Annotated in this window: 18 protein-coding genes; 7 read left to right on the plus strand and 11 right to left on the minus strand. The window is 43.2% G+C overall.

What is annotated here, in order from left to right:
* Positions 1-159: 159 nt before the first annotated feature.
* From cobD to pilM, 6 genes are all read right to left on the minus strand, one after another.
* Positions 160-1,299, minus strand: a complete 1,140-nt coding sequence (gene cobD / locus VB620_RS20280; protein ID WP_323197963.1) for a threonine-phosphate decarboxylase CobD — start codon at positions 1,297-1,299, stop codon at positions 160-162.
* A 26-nt stretch (positions 1,300-1,325) separates the two neighbouring features.
* Positions 1,326-1,628, minus strand: a complete 303-nt coding sequence (locus tag VB620_RS20285; protein ID WP_323197964.1) for an HU family DNA-binding protein — start codon at positions 1,626-1,628, stop codon at positions 1,326-1,328.
* 460 nt (positions 1,629-2,088) lie between these two features.
* A complete protein-coding gene (locus VB620_RS20290) occupies positions 2,089-4,470 on the minus strand; it encodes an AMIN domain-containing protein (protein WP_323197965.1) in 2,382 nt (793 codons plus the stop codon).
* A gap of 74 nt (positions 4,471-4,544) precedes the next feature.
* On the minus strand, positions 4,545-5,327 hold the full coding sequence (locus tag VB620_RS20295) for a pilus assembly protein PilO (RefSeq protein ID WP_323197966.1): 783 nt from the start codon (positions 5,325-5,327) through the stop codon (positions 4,545-4,547).
* A complete protein-coding gene (locus tag VB620_RS20300; protein WP_323197967.1) occupies positions 5,324-6,091 on the minus strand; it encodes a PilN domain-containing protein in 768 nt (255 codons plus the stop codon). The genes VB620_RS20295 and VB620_RS20300 overlap by 4 nt, the downstream gene beginning before the upstream one ends.
* A gap of 4 nt (positions 6,092-6,095) precedes the next feature.
* A complete protein-coding gene (gene pilM, locus VB620_RS20305; RefSeq protein ID WP_323197968.1) occupies positions 6,096-7,202 on the minus strand; it encodes a type IV pilus biogenesis protein PilM in 1,107 nt (368 codons plus the stop codon).
* Positions 7,203-7,344: 142 nt separating this feature from the next.
* Between pilM and VB620_RS20310 the strand changes: the two genes are divergently transcribed.
* Both VB620_RS20310 and VB620_RS20315 read left to right on the plus strand, forming a co-directional pair.
* Positions 7,345-8,646, plus strand: a complete 1,302-nt coding sequence (locus VB620_RS20310) for an ABC transporter substrate-binding protein (protein ID WP_323197969.1) — start codon at positions 7,345-7,347, stop codon at positions 8,644-8,646.
* Complete coding sequence (locus tag VB620_RS20315) at positions 8,615-8,767, plus strand: hypothetical protein (protein WP_323197970.1); 153 nt, start codon at positions 8,615-8,617, stop codon at positions 8,765-8,767. The genes VB620_RS20310 and VB620_RS20315 overlap by 32 nt, the downstream gene beginning before the upstream one ends.
* On the opposite strand, the gene VB620_RS20320 is transcribed toward VB620_RS20315, so the two are convergent.
* The 3 genes from VB620_RS20320 to VB620_RS20330 form a co-directional block, all read right to left on the minus strand.
* On the minus strand, positions 8,762-10,012 hold the full coding sequence (locus VB620_RS20320; protein WP_323197971.1) for a bifunctional folylpolyglutamate synthase/dihydrofolate synthase: 1,251 nt from the start codon (positions 10,010-10,012) through the stop codon (positions 8,762-8,764). The genes VB620_RS20315 and VB620_RS20320 overlap by 6 nt on opposite strands.
* Positions 10,013-10,215: 203 nt before the next feature.
* On the minus strand, positions 10,216-10,341 hold the full coding sequence (locus VB620_RS20325) for a photosystem II protein Y (protein ID WP_323197972.1): 126 nt from the start codon (positions 10,339-10,341) through the stop codon (positions 10,216-10,218).
* A 265-nt stretch (positions 10,342-10,606) separates the two neighbouring features.
* Positions 10,607-11,137, minus strand: coding sequence for a gamma carbonic anhydrase family protein (locus tag VB620_RS20330; protein ID WP_323197973.1), 531 nt, complete (start codon positions 11,135-11,137; stop codon positions 10,607-10,609).
* Between the two features lie 241 nt (positions 11,138-11,378).
* On the opposite strand from VB620_RS20330, the gene VB620_RS20335 reads away from it, so the two are divergent.
* The 4 genes from VB620_RS20335 (at position 11,379) to VB620_RS20350 (ending at position 14,110) form a co-directional block, all read left to right on the plus strand.
* The gene (locus tag VB620_RS20335) at positions 11,379-11,888 is read left to right on the plus strand and encodes a TIGR02652 family protein (protein ID WP_456153855.1); all 510 of its coding nucleotides are present in this window, start codon (positions 11,379-11,381) and stop codon (positions 11,886-11,888) included.
* A gap of 335 nt (positions 11,889-12,223) precedes the next feature.
* Entirely contained in the window at positions 12,224-12,907 is a 684-nt protein-coding gene (gene ispD / locus VB620_RS20340) for a 2-C-methyl-D-erythritol 4-phosphate cytidylyltransferase (protein WP_323197975.1), read from the plus strand.
* A 98-nt stretch (positions 12,908-13,005) separates the two neighbouring features.
* Positions 13,006-13,524: an SMC-Scp complex subunit ScpB gene (gene scpB / locus VB620_RS20345; RefSeq protein WP_323197976.1), complete on the plus strand. Its 519-nt coding sequence runs from the start codon at positions 13,006-13,008 to the stop codon at positions 13,522-13,524.
* A gap of 241 nt (positions 13,525-13,765) precedes the next feature.
* On the plus strand, positions 13,766-14,110 hold the full coding sequence (locus tag VB620_RS20350; protein ID WP_323197980.1) for a DUF760 domain-containing protein: 345 nt from the start codon (positions 13,766-13,768) through the stop codon (positions 14,108-14,110).
* Positions 14,111-14,191: 81 nt separating this feature from the next.
* On the opposite strand, the gene VB620_RS20355 is transcribed toward VB620_RS20350, so the two are convergent.
* Entirely contained in the window at positions 14,192-15,403 is a 1,212-nt protein-coding gene (locus tag VB620_RS20355; protein ID WP_323197977.1) for an HhoA/HhoB/HtrA family serine endopeptidase, read from the minus strand.
* A gap of 151 nt (positions 15,404-15,554) precedes the next feature.
* Between VB620_RS20355 and VB620_RS20360 the strand changes: the two genes are divergently transcribed.
* Entirely contained in the window at positions 15,555-16,394 is an 840-nt protein-coding gene (locus VB620_RS20360; protein WP_323197978.1) for a LysM peptidoglycan-binding domain-containing M23 family metallopeptidase, read from the plus strand.
* 44 nt (positions 16,395-16,438) lie between these two features.
* Here VB620_RS20360 and VB620_RS20365 read toward each other — a convergent pair whose 3' ends face one another.
* Positions 16,439-17,473 (minus strand): cysteine hydrolase family protein, encoded by a 1,035-nt coding sequence (locus tag VB620_RS20365; protein ID WP_323197979.1) that lies wholly within the window; start codon positions 17,471-17,473, stop codon positions 16,439-16,441.
* Positions 17,474-17,860: the final 387 nt, after the last annotated feature.

Genomic DNA, 17,860 nt, shown 5'->3' on the forward strand with positions numbered 1-17,860 from the left:
GGGCATAGTCGCCATAGGGCATTGGGAGACTTTAAACGGACATGGAGGGACGATAAGACCACTTGTGGCGTGTTCCAGCGAAGTGTCAAGGAATCCTCGCTTCTTTAGGACGAGGAGGTATGTCAAAGAACCTTTGTAGAGATGTGTATCAGTCATCCATCAACCGTCTTTAGTCATTAGCACTGAAGATAAGGCTGTTAATAGGCTTTGGTTATCTGAGTCGGAACGGACAGCTACTCGGAAATAGCGATCGCCTAATTCTGGAAAACTCAGACAATCACGGATTAAAATTTGATGATGCTGGAGTAATTGTTGCTGTAATTGCAAACTAGACTGCTGTGATTTCACTAGTAGGAAATTAGCTGCGCCTTCTAGGGGATGCAAACCGGGAATTGAGGCTAAACCTTGAAAAAGTTGTTTTCGTGTCGGTGCTAGCCATTTCCAGGTGAGTTGTTGAAATTCTTCGTCAAGGATAGCTGCGATGGCCGCCGCCGCCGCTAGGGTGTTGACTGGCCAGGGGTCGCGCCACTTTTGCCATTGAGAAAGACGGTCAGGATGGGCGATCGCATATCCTAATCTTAGTCCTGGCAGACTGTAAAATTTGGTGAGCGATCGCAATACTACTAAATTCGGATATTCCTGCACCATCCCAATCAAGCTTTGTTCGGCATCAGGAGGCACAAAATCCATAAACGCCTCATCCACCACCACCAAAGCGTATTCCTCCAAATAAGGCAAAATCTCCTCACGTGAGAATAACCTCCCCGTCGGGTTGTGAGGATTATTTAGCAATAAACCAGAATGTGCAGGAGAAAGAAGAAGCAGGGGGGCAGGGGGCAGGGCGCAGGGGGGAAGAGACTTTTCCATCCCAGTTTCCAGTCCCTGGAGATTGACCGCAGCCGAAGTGCCACTCCCTAAAGAAAGGGGAAACTCCAGAATTTTAGCGTTTTCTGCCGTGAGTGTCCGGTAATAGTCGCCAAAGGCTGGAGTAATTAAAGTTGTTGCGGATAACTTTGCTAACTCTTTACCTGCTAAAGTCAGCAATTCTGCCGAACCATTACCAGGAAGAATCCACTCAGAAGGTAGTTGGTGAAAGCGACCCAGAGCAAGTTTTAGCTCACTGTAGTCTGGGTCTGGATAGTGCTTAAGATTACCTACTTGGGAATAAATAGCTGCGATCGCACTCTGTGGTGGCCCCAAAGGACTGATGCTGGCAGAAAAATCCACAATAGCTTCAGGTGAACAGCCAGCTAGTGCTGCTGCCCAGGCTAAATTTCCGCCGTGAACTGGTTGCCGCATCAATAAGAGGTTCCCTACAAAGTGATCTATTCTTTTGGTTCTTTTGGTTCTTTTGGGGGTGCAACCTTTTCTCTAAACAGCTTACCAGCAGAGAAAGCTGGAACCCTGGTAGCAGGAATTTCCATCTTTTCATTGGTTTTGGGGTTACGACCTTCACGAGCCTTGCGTTCGCGTGATTCAAAGGAACCAAAACCTACTAGCGTTACCTTATCGCCGGAAGAAACAGCCTCGATAATCGTTTCCAAAGCCGCAGTTAACACAAGATCAGCTTGTTTTTTAGTAACACCAGCCTTTTCCGACACAGCATCAACTAATTCACCCTTGTTCATATCAAACTCCTTGATGTTTACTTGAGATTCTCTACTGTTACACCATCTGGTATTTTTAATTAATTCTCTGTTTGGAGAATTATAAAAGTTGTCCTCTGGGAGGATTTCCATAAAAAATGGCTGCACATCCCATCGGCTCGACTTTTCAATGAATCATTCTAAAGCGTTGTAGCCAGAAGTGGATAGATGAAACCATTAATTTATATAGATTTGAGGATTTTTTATGATTTTTCAGTGATTTTTTTCGCTAAATTATACATAAAAATAGAAAAATACTGAATAAATGACCTGAATCTAAAATTCTCAGTTCTAATTTTTCATCTTCAAATCAAGAGATAAAATCAAAATCGGCGGTGAGAAATCGTAATCCATACAGACAAAATTCAAATCTCGAATTTCCTCTTAGTCCGCGCAGACTGACCGAGTTTGTCTAGGTGCGATTTCTCATCGCCAGGACTAATTATTGTCTTGGCGCACTCAAACCACGACGCTCAAGCATTTGCCGTACATCTGGGCTGGGGGTGTAGTTATACCCATAAGCAGAGTTCTCAGAATCATCCATAACTTGAGGCGTGAGTAGCACAATCACCTCATTACGCTCATTTTGTCTGTTTGTGCTTCTAAACAGCGAACCAATTAAAGGAAGATCACCCAAGATAGGAATCTTAGATACATTCGTGCGATCTGTATCTTGAATAATGCCAGAAAGAATTAGTGTCTGACCATCTCGCAGACGAACCAAACCAGAATTTAGAGACCGCTCAGATACTAAAAAGATTTGTTGATTACCACCACTACCAACATTAATGCTAGCTGGAGCCACAGGTGCTTTAACTACAGGAGCCACAGATAGAGAAACAAAACCGTTATCATCAATCCGCTCAACTTTGACTGCTAAAGTTAAACCTACTTGCTCCTTTTCAGCCGTAATGGTTTCTGTAGCCAGATTGGTATCACGAACTATTTCCCTGGTGATGTTACCAATTACTTCCTGTGTTAAGTTCACATTCGCTGTTTGACCTTCTTGCACAATTAAGGTCGGGTCAGTCAAAATTTTAGCGTTACCATTTGTGATTTGAGCTTGCAAACTAGCTAGGAGACGTTTGGGGAATTGATATAAACTAGGTAAACCAAATTCATAAGTATCTGGAGTTGCAGGAGTAGTTTGAGGTACTAACCTAAAGCTAGTAGGTTCACCTGTATTAGGATCAATTGAACTTGGCACAATTTCAAATGTAGTTGTTCCTGGCCTTCCGGGAGTAAAATCTGTGATCCCAGGTTGTGTGGGATTCCCATTTGGATCTAAAGGTGGACTAGCCGATGGCCTACCAGTTCTGGGGTCAAAAAAACCATCCCTCAAAAATGGTGTTCCATCAAGAGGATTACCAATTATTGGTGTTTCAGTTACACTGTTTCTGGCTTCAGTACTAGTAGGTGGTCTAACACCCCCAAAGTTCAGAGATGCCGCACCGCCATCATTTGAAAAGAAGTTATTACCAACACCAAAGGAAAAACTAGTATTCTGGTCTTGAGTATTTAAGAGATTAACATCAATAATTCTGACATTAACTGCCACTTGACGACGACGAATATCAAGCTGAGTCAGCTGCGCCATTGCCATCTCAACGGTCTTCGGTGTACCAATTAAAGTCAAAGAATTGGTGCGCTCATCTCCTAATGCTTGTAAACCTCTAAGCAACGGCTTTGAATCAATGAAATCAGCCCGTTGAATTTCTAATCTGGTTTCTGTAGTTGTCTGAGTTTGGGTGATGGGGGTAGCTCCCTGACCCACAGGTACAGCATTCACGCTAGTGACTTGTCGTTCCCGGCTGACAGCACTTTCTGCCCCTAAACCAACTAAGTAATTAAGAGCAACTCCCACAGTTACCTGATTGAGTCGCAAACTCCGCATCACTACATCACGAGTACCATTGGGTAGACTAGCTCCGACAAAAATTGTGCGTCCGCTGCGATTCGCCTCTAAACCACTCAAGCGCAAAACGTAGTTAAACACATCTTGCACTGGTTCGTTTTCGATATCTAGGGAGATGGTTTGAGAAGTGGATTGACCTTCAGCATTACCAGATCCAGCACCAGGATTTTTATCAGCTTGCTCATTGTCTACATAAGCCAAGTTCAGCCCCGCCGCACGAGCCAGCAATGATAAAACCTCCCGGACTGGTGCATCCCTTAATACCAATCGGGGAACACGTTCTTGAGTACCTAAGTCAATGGTGCTAGGAGACGCATCTGTATTAGAAACAGCGATATCTCCCACTGGTGGGGCGACGGCTCTGGGTAAAAAAGGAGGTGCTTGATTCCTTGGTTGACTGGGGCTAGCTGCTGGGGCTGGTGTGCCATCAATGGAAATTTTGGGGTTAGGAACCATAACCTCTGGAGTAGAAGCAGAGGGGGTTGCTGTGGAGGCTGTGCTTCCAGAAGAAGTAAAACTGAGAGTAAGTTCATTGGCTTTTCGCACCACAGGTTGATTTGTGGGGATGTTATTACTTCCAGTTACCATTACCCGAATACTATTAGCATCCAGTTGGATAACTTCTACCGTCGCAATTCCCGGAGCCGGGTTATCTTGGCGAAAATTATTCCCTTCAGGTAACCGCAGTTGTGTATTGATAATATCGGAGACTAAAGCATTACCTCTTTTTGTTGTAAAAACTTGGGGACGCGACCCAGAAGAAGTTTGTAAAACAACGCTAATTCCTCCATTAGCTGGATTCAGCTTCACTCCTGTGACTTGAGCAATCTGGGCTGCTGCTGGTTGGGATGCTATAAATACAAAAGCGGCAGCGCCTAATATGGCGCTATTACTGTGAAACTGTTTCACCGTTCATTCCTCACTATAGAAAACACCTGTTCACCAACAATTTTTCAGTAGTATTGTTTTTACTACTCATAACTTTATTTCTTAGTTGCTGCGGCTGCATCAGCCTCCTGCTTATCCCTAGCGGCAATTTCCTCTGGATTAAGTGGCATTAATGCCTGTAGTTCAAAGGTCGTCGTAATGGGTGCTGGCCCTACCCGAATTATGGGTTCTTCGTCTTGTGAGTTGTTAGTCTCTTCAGGAGTCAATTTGGCTTGGTAATTTTTCACTATTAACAAAGGTTGCAAACGTTCAATATTCCGCATAATTGATTGGGTTTGTTCAAAAGTCCCCTCAATTTGCAGCTGAATACTACTGCGTTTCAATTTACCATCGACAGTGGGTCCCAGAGAGCCATCATTAATGGGTTCTGGTGGTTCGGAGTCTGGCTCAAATTTTTGGAGTTTGGCTCTGACTGCATTAGCCGGAACTTGAGCATTACCAGACTCAACTAAACGATTGATATCCAGTAGGAGAGTATCTAAGGTGCTTTCATTGGCAAATAAACTTAAGACCTGGAGGGTTTCTTGCTTGGCGGCGGCTAATTCTGCCTTTACTTGTCCAATTTGCTTAATGCTGGCTTCTTTTGCTTCAACTTCACCTTGTAAGCTATTAACTTGTGTTTGTCGCTGCTGATAGGTATCCCATGCTGGCACGATCATGTTTAGTGCTATGTACCCTGCTCCAGCAACTCCCAATACACCGACGATAATGCCAATCATTTTCGGTGTCAGGGAAATACCAAAAATTACCGGAGCGGGTGCGGTTTCGGAACCGAATTCCCCATTATCATCAAAATTAAAATCTTGACTGAGTGTCATTTGGAAATGACTCCTATTCTTTGCATACTACGAATTCTACTGACTAATCCCACTGAGCCTTTTTGCTCCAATTCTCTGATTAATTCAGAGGCTGGAACCTGACTGACATTGGATTGAATTGTGTATCTTACTACTTGGGGTAGTTTCATTTCCTCTGCACGAGATTGATCGACACCTGGTGGTAATGGTGCATCTACTAAAGTGGCTGTGGCAATTTTGGTTGAGGAAGATTCCAAGAATTGAGACTGTTGCAAAGTCAAGACAAAATCATTGACATCGTTGAAAGAACGAGCAAATCCCTCAATTTCCAATGCTTCAGGCTCATTACTCGCTCGCTCTCCTCGTCTTGGGGAACTAGCTTCCATTTGCGTAATGGTGTCAATTTGTACTGTTTCCGGGATGCGATCGCGGAAATCTTGTAACATAGCAGACCAAGGACGAATTTGGTCAAATACTGTGACTAAACCTTGGGTTTCGGCTTTAACTTGTTTTGTCTCCTCCCGAATTTTGTCAATATTACCAATTTCCACTTCTAATCTCTTGTTTTCTTCCTCTAGTTGCACTATTTGCTGGCTTAATTGATTATTTTTCGCCTCCAAAAACCACCAACCAGCCCCTAAAAACAACGGAATAGCAATACCAACACCTAATCCCACAAATAGAGGTGTTAAATCACCCGCCGGCATTTGCAGTTGGGGTGCTTTTTTAGCCGTGGGTTCGTAACCTGCACGGTCTCTGAGAAAATTAACATCTAAGCTGTACATTTTTTCATACCTCCCGCATTCCTAAACCCAGTACTATCCCTAAACCAGAACGTTCTATCATCGGGTACTTTTCCTCATCAACTTGTAAAGACAAAGAGCCAATGGGGTCAATTTGGGTAGTAGGTAAGCCCAATCTTTGAGTAAAAAACTCATCTAGCTGTTGCAGTCCCCCCCCTGGACCTGCTAGGAAAATCTGCGCCACTTCTAGGTTTTCACTCTGACTGAGGTAAAAATCAATAGAACGGCGCAATTCATCGGTGAGTTCTCCCAAAACTCTCAATAAAGCTGCCATACTGGGATTGACTTCAGTTACTCCAGTTTGTCCACCATCCAGAGGACTGGCAGGAATAACCATTCCTTGTAACAATCCCATATCTCGTGATGTAGGTAAACTCATAGCCCTAGAAAGAGCCATTTGCATTTGATAAGTACCAATTGGCACACTGCGGGAAAATTGCGGTACGCCATTAATTACAATGGCTATTTCAGTACTGTCGAACTCTATATCAACTAATACAGCCGCCTCTTGCAGCCCGAATACTCTTAGTTGATCACGAATTGTCCGCAGCAGGGCAAAACTGTTAATCTCTAAAATATCGACTTGCAATCCTGCCTGTTCAAAAGTATTGAGATAGGCATCAGTTATTTCTTTGCGGGTAGCAACTAACAGCACCTGTACTTTTTCAATGCCGTCGTCGTCAACAAAGTAACCCAGTTTTTGATAATCTACGTCAGCTTCTTCACGAGGATAGGGTAAATACAACCCTGCTTCGTGGTTTAATACCATCTCTCGTAATTCTTTGTTATCTAACTCAGCTGGGACTGGTATAACACGGACGATGGAATCTCTCGCTGGTACACCAGTAGCCACACGGGAGGTTTTAATTTTACTTTCCGCTAGGACTTGCTGAATTAATTCCGCCATTGTAGAAATGTCGATAATTTGACCATCGACAATTACCCCTTCGGGAACGGCTACTGATGTGAGGGATGCTAATTTTAAGCCTTGGCGCTGTTTGCGTAGCTGAACTAAATTCACTCGTTCTGGTGTCAGTTCAATACCCACACCTTTACTAAATTTGCTCAACAGATTATTGAAGCTTTTAACCACAGTTCTGCTCGGTAGATTGCTAGAGATAAAATTTAAATTATACTAATAGAATTTCCTGATGACTAGGTAGCTGATTTAGCCTATAATTCCGACAATTCTCCATAAATTTCTTACCACGAACAAGCGTAATAATACTGCTAAGATGATGCAATTGCGAAAATTCAAACAACTGGCTACTTGGACATTCATTGGGTTATTAACCAGTTGGCTGGTCAGTTGTACTACTGCTAATATTAGTACAAATACACAACAATCTACTTCGGGAGAGGAGACTGTTGAGTTTTGGACAATGCAACTACATCCTCAGTTTACTGATTATTTCCAAAGCCTGATTGCGAATTTTGAGTCCCAAAATTCTAGTATAAAGGTTAACTGGGTGGATATACCTTGGGCGGCGATGGAAAACAAAATTTTAACAGCTGTTTCAGCAAATACCCCTCCTGATGTTGTCAATCTGAATCCAGTTTTTGCTTCCCAACTGGCAGGACGAAATGCGTGGTTAAATTTAGATACGAAAATCTCAAATGCAGAACGTTCCTCCTATCTACCGAATATATGGAAAGCCAGCACTCTCAATGATCAGAGTTTTGGTGTTCCCTGGTACCTCACTACAAGGTTAACTATTTATAACATTGATTTATTAAAACAGGCAGGTATCATTCAACCACCAGCAACCTACGCAGAGTTAGCAGATGTGGCACAGAAAATTAAAGAGAAGACGGGTAAATATGGTTTTTTTGTGACTTTTGCACCACAAGATTCTGGAGAGGTTTTGGAATCATTTGTGCAAATGGGAGTCACGCTAGTGAATACTGAGGGTAAGGCGGCTTTTAATTCTCCAGAAGGTAAAGCGGCGTTTCAATATTGGGTAGATTTGTATAAAAAAGGTTTGTTACCTAGAGAATCTTTAACCCAAGGACATCGCCACGCCATTGATTTATACCAATCTGGACAAACGGCTTTTTTGGCTTCTGGGCCTGAGTTTCTGCGGACTATAGCTAATAATGCACCAGAAATTGCCGCAGTTTCCGCGATCGCACCCCAAGTCACTGGTGATACTGGTAAAAAAAATGTGGCGGTGATGAATGTGGTGATTCCCCGCGCTAGCAAACACCCAGATGCGGCGGTAAAATTTGCTTTATTTCTGACTAATGACGAAAATCAGCTAGCTTTTGCGAAAGCGGCGAATGTCTTACCATCCACAAAAAAAGCCCTGGAAGATAGTTATTTTAAAGATGTTCCTGAAAATGCTTCTACAGTGGAAAAGGCGAGGGTAATTAGTGCGACTCAATTACAAGAAGCTGAGGTTTTAACTCCGACGTTATCAGATTCTAAACGTCTACAAAAAGCGATTTATGAAAATTTGCAAGCAGCAATGTTAGGACAAAAAACTGTCGATCAAGCCTTAGAAGATGCTGCTACAGAATGGAATAATCGGGCGTAAAAAAGGTTTGGGGAGTGTGGGAGGTGTGGGGAGTGTGGGGAGTGTGGGAGGTGTGGGGAGAAAGATTGTCAAAGACCCGATACCCAATTCCCAATTCCCAATTCCCAATTCCCATTTATAAAATGGTGAAAAAATGCCCGATTAAGTAGAGGGAACCGCACAAAACAACTTGATTATCTGTGTGATTAAAAGCTGCGGCTAAACCCGAAGATAAGTCTGGATAAGTTTCACAAACAGATAATTCTGGACAAACTTCACGGGCTATTTTCGCTAGTTCCACCGGATTTGCAGAACTATGATCTGGTACTGGGACAAGATATAATTGATCATGCGATCGCACTAAAGCTTGAAAAATATCCCTATGCTCTTTAGTCGTCAACATTCCCATAATCCAAGTCAAATTACCAGGATGCAAACTGTCTAAATAATCTCGCAGTACCTGTGCTGCGGCTGGATTGTGAGCGCCATCAATTAAGAGTTTTTGCTTATTCCAACTCACCCATTGCATACGTGCTGGCCATTGAGTTTTGCTCATCCCATTCACAATAGCTGATTGAGAAATTTCCCAACCAGAGTTTTGTAATATTTCCACAGCAGCTAAAGCCAAAGCGGAATTATTTAATTGAATTTGTCCATGTAAAGGCAAAGGATATTTAATAATTTGGGAATTTTTGATAGTTTTATATTCCGCCCATCCGGGAGATATTTGACGGGCTGGTTGAGGCGTAATATATAAAGATTGTAATTCTTCCGCACGCGATACCATAACTGTTTCCGCATCTGGCGGCAATTGTCCCACAACCACCGGACACCCTGGTTTAATAATACCTGCCTTTTCCCTAGCAATATCAGTCACAGTCGGACCTAATTGTTGCCAATGTTCCCGGCTAATTGATGTAATTACGCTAACTAAGGGCTGGTCACAAACATTAGTCGCATCTAAGCGCCCTCCCAAACCTACTTCTACCACGGCGACATCAACCTGAGCTTGAGCGAAATACAACCAAGCTGCGGCGGTAATCACTTCAAACTGAGTTGGGTACTCATCATCGGGTAGAATAGCCCCTTGGACTTGTAATATTAATTGGCTAAACTCTTCAGAAGAAATTTGTTGTTTATTAATGGTAATCCGTTCTGTCCAATGGACTAAATGAGGAGAGGTATAACATCCGGTACGATAACCAGCCTCAGTCAAGATGGAAGACAGATAAGCACAAACAGAACCTTTCCCATTAGTACCACCAACGTGAATGATAGGGACTTGATGGTGAGGATTACCAAGATTTGCTAAGAGTTTGATAATCCGCGATAGTCCCAGATTAACGCCGAAATGCTGAAAGGGTTTTAGTAAAGAATTGATATCCACTAGGGAGTAGGGTGTGGGAGGTGTGGGAGGTGTGGGGGGAAGATTGTTACTTCCTAATACCCAACTTGTACTGAGCGACTTGTACTGAGCGGAGTCGAAGTAAGTCGAAGGGCTGGAAACGCGCGTAAATTCAGGTTAATTAAAAAAAACCGACTGTTCTTAATGAGGGAAGCAGCCGATTTTAGAAATGATTTTGATTAAATTTAAGCTTCTTTTTTCAAAAAGTTTTGTACTTGTTTTAAAGCAGCAGCGCCAATGTTAAAAGCAGCCCAACTAGCAGCAATAGCGATTGGTGCAACAACGATAGCAATACGGTAATCAATATCCATTTTTAGAACCTCTGTTTTAAGTGGAAATTAAAGTTTTATCAACTGCGCTCATTTTTATTTTGAGCCGAATTGGTGATTTTTTCCTATCCTATCTGCAAAAAAATATGTTACTTTTTGCCAATGCTAGCAGGAAGTCACCCCCGTATACAAATGATAGTCAGCATTGCTGCTCACCCATAACGGGTAATATATCCATCCCACAAGATAGAATAATTTATCCTTGGTTTTAAATGACCAATATATAGTTATATTACAATGTTTGGGGCTATTTCTGGTGATGAAAGCCGAGATCATTTCCGGTTCCTGCATGAACCAAAGCTAACTTTTTGTAACGTTCTGCGTGTTCAATGAGTTCTGCGGCTTCCTGTTCTGCAATTTGACGCAAGACTTTACCAGGAACACCGACAACGAGGGACAGGGGAGGAATATTTTTAGTCACGACTGCGCCAGCACCAATGATGCTACCGTGACCTACTCTCACTCCATCTAAAATAATTGCACCAATGCCAATTAAGCAGCCTTGTTCAATGTAGGCTGAATGTACCACGGCACGATGTCCGACGGTGACATGATTTTCTAAGATTGTGGGTGAACCAGGATCACCATGTAAAATTGCTCCATCTTGGATGTTTGTGCATTCGCCAATGTCAATGCGTTCGACATCTCCCCTGACTACTGCACCATACCAAATGCTAGCCCCAGATTGAATATTGACCGAACCTATAACTACGGCGTTGGGGGCGATAAAGGCGGCTTGAGAAAAATCGGGAGATGGCCAGTAAGAAGCTGTAGACACGATAGAATATGAATATGGTACCCAGGAAAACTGGAATAACTCTAAACTTTGTGGCTGGTTGCACAACCAGAATATCACGGGATCACGTCTCGAATGTGAGTCTGATGCTCGTGAATATTGTTCAGGCTGGAACTCCGTTTCTTTGCAACAACGAGTAAGCCCCTAAAATAGAGGAGACGGAGCGTCATATCCAACTCACTGGTGCTGGTGAAGACGAAATTATGTTTATACGCACTTCATGATGAATCTCAGTTTACAGTACCCCATATTTGGGTCTGATATTCAGTGTCCCCACTGTCGTCAGACTATTCCAGCGCTGACACTAACAGATACTTATTTGTGTTCGCGTCATGGTGCTTTTGAGGCTAATCCTAAAACTGGAGAATTAGTTCATCTACAGTCTGGTCGTCATTGGCGACGCTGGAATAATGATTGGTATAGACAGCATACGCATCCTGATGGGATTCGCTTTGAAATCCACGAGGCATTGGATAAGCTGTACACTCAGGGTTATAGAGCTACACGGGTAATTATTGCTAAACGTTATCAGGAATTGATGAGTGGCTATTTGGAACGCAGCACTCCTTGGAGTTCTGGTGAGCCGGAACCTACCTCTGCACGATTATACGGCTTGCCTGTGGATTTTAGCCCAGAGACGGCAGAAGACCCCTGCTGGGATGTGATTAATTTTGATTTGGAAAAGGAACCTGGTGTCCCTGTACGCTATCCCTATTTCCGATTGTTTGAGTAAGCACCTACCTTGGCGATGCGAGATCACGGCTATACAAATTAATTCTATCGAGGCGGACTCAGGAAATTTCTCGGTTTTCTAAGTGGCTGAGGTGGTTTTGCTTGTGTAACCGTGATTAGCGATCGCCTAACTGATCAGGGTAAGATTAGTACTGAGCGTAGTCGAAGTATACCTACCCCACAAAAGTTTTCACTAATCTAAATATGCAAACTAAATATATACTGGTTCTCGGTTGAGTGAGATCCAAAACTTTGCTACCAACAAAAAAAGAGGGTTGGGGCGAGGTTTTATATTATTACTTATGATTATTAGTTATTAATTTCTTGAGGTTTTCTGTGTATTTACTAATTCCATCGGCGGGAGTCGGTAAAAGAATGGGCGGAACCCGTAATAAACTTCTCTTAGAAGTGCGATCGCAACCAATCATTGCTTGGACTCTCAAAGCAGCCGCAGCAGCTAGTGAAATCCAGTGGATTGGGATTATTTCTCAACCAGTCGATTGGGAAGACTTACAGGCAATTGTTACCAACTTAAATGTGGCTAAACCAGTGAAGTTTATTGCCGGCGGCTCCACCCGTCAAGAATCGGTTTACAAGGGCTTACAGGCGCTACCAGATGGCGCAGAACACGTATTAATTCATGACGGTGCGCGGTGTCTGGCTACACCAGATTTACTGGATTCATGCGCCCAAGCTATCCGCGAATGTTCGGGTTTAATTGCGGCTGTACCCGTAAAAGATACAATCAAAGTTGTTGATCATGATGGCGTTATTCAAAGCACCCCCGACCGACAGCAATTATGGGCTGCACAAACACCTCAAGGCTTTAATGTGGAGTTATTGAAAAAGTGCCACGCTGAAGGTGTGCGTCAGGGTTGGGAAGTGACTGATGATGCAGCTTTATTTGAAAGGTGCGGTATTGAAGTGCGAGTTGTTTCAGGAGAAGAGACAAATTTAAAAGTTACAACCCCTCAAGATTTGGCGATCGCCGAATTTATTCTAGCAGGGCGGGGGGAGTAGGGAGTGTGGGGGGTGTGGGGAGTGTGGGGAGTGTGGGGAGTGTGGGGAAGAGGAAATTGACTAATGACCAATGACTAATGACCAATGACTAATAAGTAATGACTACAGCAACTAAGATAGAAGCGATTCTGTATTTAAAAGCAAAGCCCTTATCCTTGAGCGAAATCGCCGAGTATGCTGGGTGCGATCGCGCCACGGCCGAAGAAGGCATTATGGAACTAATGGATAATTATGCTCACAGAGACAGCGCCTTAGAAGTCGTAGAAACTCCCACTGGTTACAGTCTCCAACTGCGGTCTGATTTTCATGACTTAGTACAAACTCTGATTCCTGTAGAATTAGGACTAGGCGCATTACGGACTTTAGCGGCGATCGCATTAAATAACCCCATACTCCAAACCGATTTAATTGAACTGCGGGGTTCAGGAGTATATCAACACGTACCTGAACTGGTGGAATTGGGTTTTGTCCGCAAACGTCGAGACAACGATTCTCGGTCTTACTCCCTACAAATCACACCGAAATTTCATCAGTATTTTCAAATTGAACAGCTACCCCAAATCCTAGAAAATAGCCACCAAAAACAACAGCTAGAACTAGACTTAAGCCTTAAATAAAACCTCCGGTACAAGAAATATAGCAGGGAGCAGGGAGCAGGGGGAAGCCTTCAAACTCTTTAATTAAAATGGTTTTATAATCCGGTTGTGTTCTAACCACCTTGGCGGTTGCTATACCGCGAAATTTTTGGGTATAAATGTGGATAGAAATTTCCCAGTTGAGAATTTCCGGCTATAGCAGAATGCACAACACTTGTACTATGGTTTAGAGTAGAATCAGCAACTAAGCTAAAATTTGCCAATGGTGTTTGACCCTGACTTTTTGAATGACAACTCCGAGGAAAACCCCAATCAGATTTTGAACGACCATTTTGAGGAAAATCCGAACCAGTTACTCAAATATTTACAGCATCAGCCTCCTGAAGTTCTAGCCCGTGTCGCTCAGTCCGTCAGCCCAGAAATTAAACATATAATTTCGCAAAACGTCCAAGGGCTAGTGGGAATGCTCCCCGCAGAAAATTTTAACGTGCAAATTACGACGGATCGGGATAACTTAGCTGGGCTTCTTGCATCGGCGATGATGACGGGATACTTCCTCCGCCAAATGGAGCAAAGAATGCAGTTAGAGAATTTGTCGAACAGTTAATAATCCATCGCTAAAGTTTTTTGGACTTCCCATCTCTGAAGCCTTGAAAACATCGGTTTGAGTTTCTGGATGTTTTGCTCTTTATGACTTTTGGTCAGGATGGGAGCCTGATTCCACTTTCAAGGTTTGAATTTTACCATTGCGGTTGACTTCGATTTCCAGGATGTCTCCAACTGTGCTGGATTCCACCAGTTTCTGGACTATAGCTGCTGTTTTTACTGGTTTACCGTTTATTTTTTCAATCACGTCTCCAGTCAGCAGACCCGACTCCTTAGCTGGTGATTTTTCCGCAACTCCTGAAATGACAACACCTGTATTTTGCTGGATGTTGAGATTTTTTTCTTGATTCAGCTCTCGTCTTTTAGTAGGGGATAAATCTGCCATTTCAATCCCCAAAAAAGGATGATTTGCCCGCCCCTTGGTAAATAATTCATTAGCAATACGAGCCGCAGTTTCAATGGGAATGGCAAACCCCAAGCCTTGAGCATCAGCACGGATAGCGGTGTTAACACCAATAACTTCACCTTGGGCGTTTAACAAAGGACCGCCAGAGTTACCAGGGTTAATGGCTGCATCAGTTTGGATAAAGCTGACTCGCTTATCTGGGACACCAACTTGAGCGCTAGTGCGACCAGTAGCGCTGATAATGCCGATAGTCACAGTATTATCTAAACCCAAAGGATTGCCAATAGCGATCGCCCATTGTCCGGGAATGAGATTTTGTGAATTGCCTAACTTCACCGTGGGCAATTTATTTTGGGGAATTTTCACCACAGCTACATCCGTAATCGGATCAACTCCCACCACCTTGCCCTTAAAAGTCCGACCATCTTTCAGCGTCACCTGTACCGTGTCTGTATCCGCCACCACATGGGCATTAGTCAGCAATACACCATTTTCACTCAAAATAAATCCTGACCCCGTACCCCGCTCAATCCGTTCCGTGGCGATCGGTTGCTCATCCTCCCCAAAAAAGCGGCGCAAGAGGGGATTTTTCAAAACATCGGAAATGGGGTTGGCAACTTTGCGAGTAGCATTAATCCTCACCACTGCCGGGCCGACTTTCTGCACAGCCGAAGCAATAAAATTCAGGTTATCACCCCGACTAGCCCCAATAGCTCCCACCACAGAATCAGAAACCGCCGACTCTGGAGGCAATCCCTCAGTCACATTTCTTAACTCTTGAAACGAGCCATTGTCTAACAAAACATAACGACTCCCCAACACACCAACACCACTACCAATTGCCAGTAAAGATATATAAATAGCTAGTTGCTTTAAAGGTAAATTCATGTTTCAACAAAGCAGTGGAGTTGCTAACTTCTAAGTGTAGTCAAGCTAACGGCAATTGCACAAATTAATTTTAGTCATTTGGCGGGAATTAATTCCACCATCTGTTTTGCCATCTAAAATCTAAAGTTAGCGCTTTGTTTATTTTATTTCTATGAATTTTCCTTATCGTCTACTTTTGCTCTTTACCCTAGTTGGTAGTATCGGGTTAACATCCGCCCATGCAGCCGAAACTTGTCCAACGCCAGCTTTATCCCGCTTTCAAAGACATCAAGTTCAACCGGGTGAAACTTTGGAGAGCATAGCACAACGCTACAACCTCATGACCACCACACTGATAGATATGAATCCTGATGTCAGAAACGGTCAGGTAACTGTTGGTAACGAGTTACAAATTCCGCCCTACAATGGCATAGTCGTAGAAATACCTAGCGGACAAACTTGGCGACAAGTAGCGAAAAAATATCAAGTTCGCGCTGATACACTATTTGAAATTAATGGTTGTCAACCAGATCCCAGAATTGTGTTTGTTCCTACGGGAAAACCTTCCGAATCTACCCCACCTCCTGATACTCAGCCCATATCAATTTCTGGGTATCCTTTAGAATCAGTGGCAACTGTATTAATGCCCTATGGCTGGCAGATTAATCCTACGACTGGTGAGGTATTTTTCCATAGTGGTATAGATTTGTTAGCCCCAGTGGATAGTCCTGTACAGGCGATCGCACCAGGAACTATAGTATTCGCTGAACAGCAGGGGAGTTATGGGCAATTAGTGATTGTCAACCATAGTGGCGGTCTCCAAAGCCGTTACGCCCATCTGAGTAAGATTCAGGTTTCTGTTGGCGAAAAAGTTAATCTGGGTGACTTATTGGGAACTGTAGGCACGACTGGAGAGCCTATAGGAAATGAGCCACACCTCCATTTTGAAATCCGTTCTAGCTCCGACTTGGGTTGGGTCGCGGAAGATCCTCAAGGTTATCTGAAGGAGTAGGATTTTTTAACGCAAAGGTCAACGCAAAGGGGCGCGGAGAAGAGTTAATACAGGGATGAGAGGGATTGAGTTGATTTGATGATCTGCATTCCAGCTTCTGCAAATTTTTTAAATGCTATATCTGCTTGTTCTGTGTAGTCTATTACGCCAGGGATAACTACAGGAGATGTACAGTCTTCTAATAAGTAGATTTTTTTGCTCAGGGTGCTGTCTATTTGTTTGATTTCTGTCAGCAAATCTTCAATTGTCCAAGCAACGCAGTGGCTTTTCGCTTGACCTGCAATGATGACAGCATCAAATTCTAACAATTGTTTAATCAGGCTGGTGTTTTTTTCAGCCAGTGGTTTTTGATTGAAATCTGTTAAAATTTCTGGACTTAACACAGAATAGTTTTCTGTTAAAGGATGATTTCCTTTGATTTCAAATTGTGTCTGAGTTTGACGGGCTATACTATGGAAAAATATCGCCTCTTCTACTGATGCAACTAAGGCATGACCAATGCCGCCTAACATGGAATGATAAGGCCAAACAGTCAGGGGATATTTACCATTTTGGCTGAGTTGTTTAACGTAATGATCAGCGTGTTTTTCTAACAGTTCATAATTCCCTTTAGTAATACTGTTAGCCACTGCTGGGTTAACCTTCCAGACACCTGTTTCTATATCGGCTGGAGTAATATTAGTGGCGGCTGGTGTGGGATGTTCCCCCGCATCATTTATCCAAAATATAGGATGAAAAATTTGGATAGCGGTGTGGGTGTCTAAGGTGGGAATAATTTTGGTAATTAATCCTAAATTTTGATAAATAAATTCACATATCCGCCGATTATCATCAACTGCACCCGTTCCCGTTTTCCCACCAACAAATAATTCAAATCCAGGTATACAGAAGGTGTTCTGCACATCTATTAAAAGTAGACAAATCTTCGTTTTATCCGCAGCAGGTTTAATATTATATTGTTCCGCCCAGTCCTGTGCTGCTGCGGCTATTTCTTGATAGGGTACGCGCCACACTTCCCCAACTTTTTCACTCTTAAAGTGAGGCGGAAGCGGTAGTTTATTTGAGATGGGATTGTTCATAATTTCAGCTAATCCTTGGATAATCTAAATAGAACTTACGCAATAACTCTTTGAAACCCTCTTTAACTTTGTGTCCTTTGTGTCCTTTGTGGTATGCGCTACGCGCACGCTACGCGTTAGCGGAGCTTTCGCTTTAGCGATACGTTTTTTCATAATTTTGCGTAAGTCCTGCTAAATATAGATGTATTCAGGAGACTCAACTTTTTTCTATCTCATTTGCTGCTGTTGATAAACTTTGACACTCCTCAGCCTAAAGGCGTGAGGATTCTTCATTCATAGACCCAACTTGCTCATACAGGATTTCTCCAGTATGAGTAGAGGTCGAATCTCCTGAAGCGTTCACCTCGACTACGCTCGGTGAGCGAAGCCGAACCGAAGTTCCCGTAT

Origin of the sequence: Nodularia harveyana UHCC-0300, from assembly GCF_034931085.1 — a bacterium.
GTDB lineage: Bacteria > Cyanobacteriota > Cyanobacteriia > Cyanobacteriales > Nostocaceae > Nodularia > Nodularia harveyana.

What these genes read in the sequence shown, in the direction of transcription:
- cobD (WP_323197963.1), bottom strand. Translation starts at nt 1,299, where the DNA reads ATGCGGCAACCAGTTCACGGCGGAAATTTAGCCTGGGCAGCAGCACTA.
- VB620_RS20360 (WP_323197978.1), top strand. Translation starts at nt 15,555, where the DNA reads ATGAATTTTCCTTATCGTCTACTTTTGCTCTTTACCCTAGTTGGTAGT.
- VB620_RS20365 (WP_323197979.1), bottom strand. Translation starts at nt 17,473, where the DNA reads ATGAACAATCCCATCTCAAATAAACTACCGCTTCCGCCTCACTTTAAG.
- VB620_RS20315 (WP_323197970.1), top strand. Translation starts at nt 8,615, where the DNA reads ATGCTGCTACAGAATGGAATAATCGGGCGTAAAAAAGGTTTGGGGAGT.
- VB620_RS20310 (WP_323197969.1), top strand. Translation starts at nt 7,345, where the DNA reads ATGATGCAATTGCGAAAATTCAAACAACTGGCTACTTGGACATTCATT.
- VB620_RS20285 (WP_323197964.1), bottom strand. Translation starts at nt 1,628, where the DNA reads ATGAACAAGGGTGAATTAGTTGATGCTGTGTCGGAAAAGGCTGGTGTT.
- scpB (WP_323197976.1), top strand. Translation starts at nt 13,006, where the DNA reads ATGACTACAGCAACTAAGATAGAAGCGATTCTGTATTTAAAAGCAAAG.
- VB620_RS20335 (WP_456153855.1), top strand. Translation starts at nt 11,379, where the DNA reads ATGAATCTCAGTTTACAGTACCCCATATTTGGGTCTGATATTCAGTGT.
- VB620_RS20355 (WP_323197977.1), bottom strand. Translation starts at nt 15,403, where the DNA reads ATGAATTTACCTTTAAAGCAACTAGCTATTTATATATCTTTACTGGCA.
- VB620_RS20325 (WP_323197972.1), bottom strand. Translation starts at nt 10,341, where the DNA reads ATGGATATTGATTACCGTATTGCTATCGTTGTTGCACCAATCGCTATT.
- VB620_RS20350 (WP_323197980.1), top strand. Translation starts at nt 13,766, where the DNA reads ATGGTGTTTGACCCTGACTTTTTGAATGACAACTCCGAGGAAAACCCC.
- VB620_RS20300 (WP_323197967.1), bottom strand. Translation starts at nt 6,091, where the DNA reads ATGTACAGCTTAGATGTTAATTTTCTCAGAGACCGTGCAGGTTACGAA.
- VB620_RS20295 (WP_323197966.1), bottom strand. Translation starts at nt 5,327, where the DNA reads ATGACACTCAGTCAAGATTTTAATTTTGATGATAATGGGGAATTCGGT.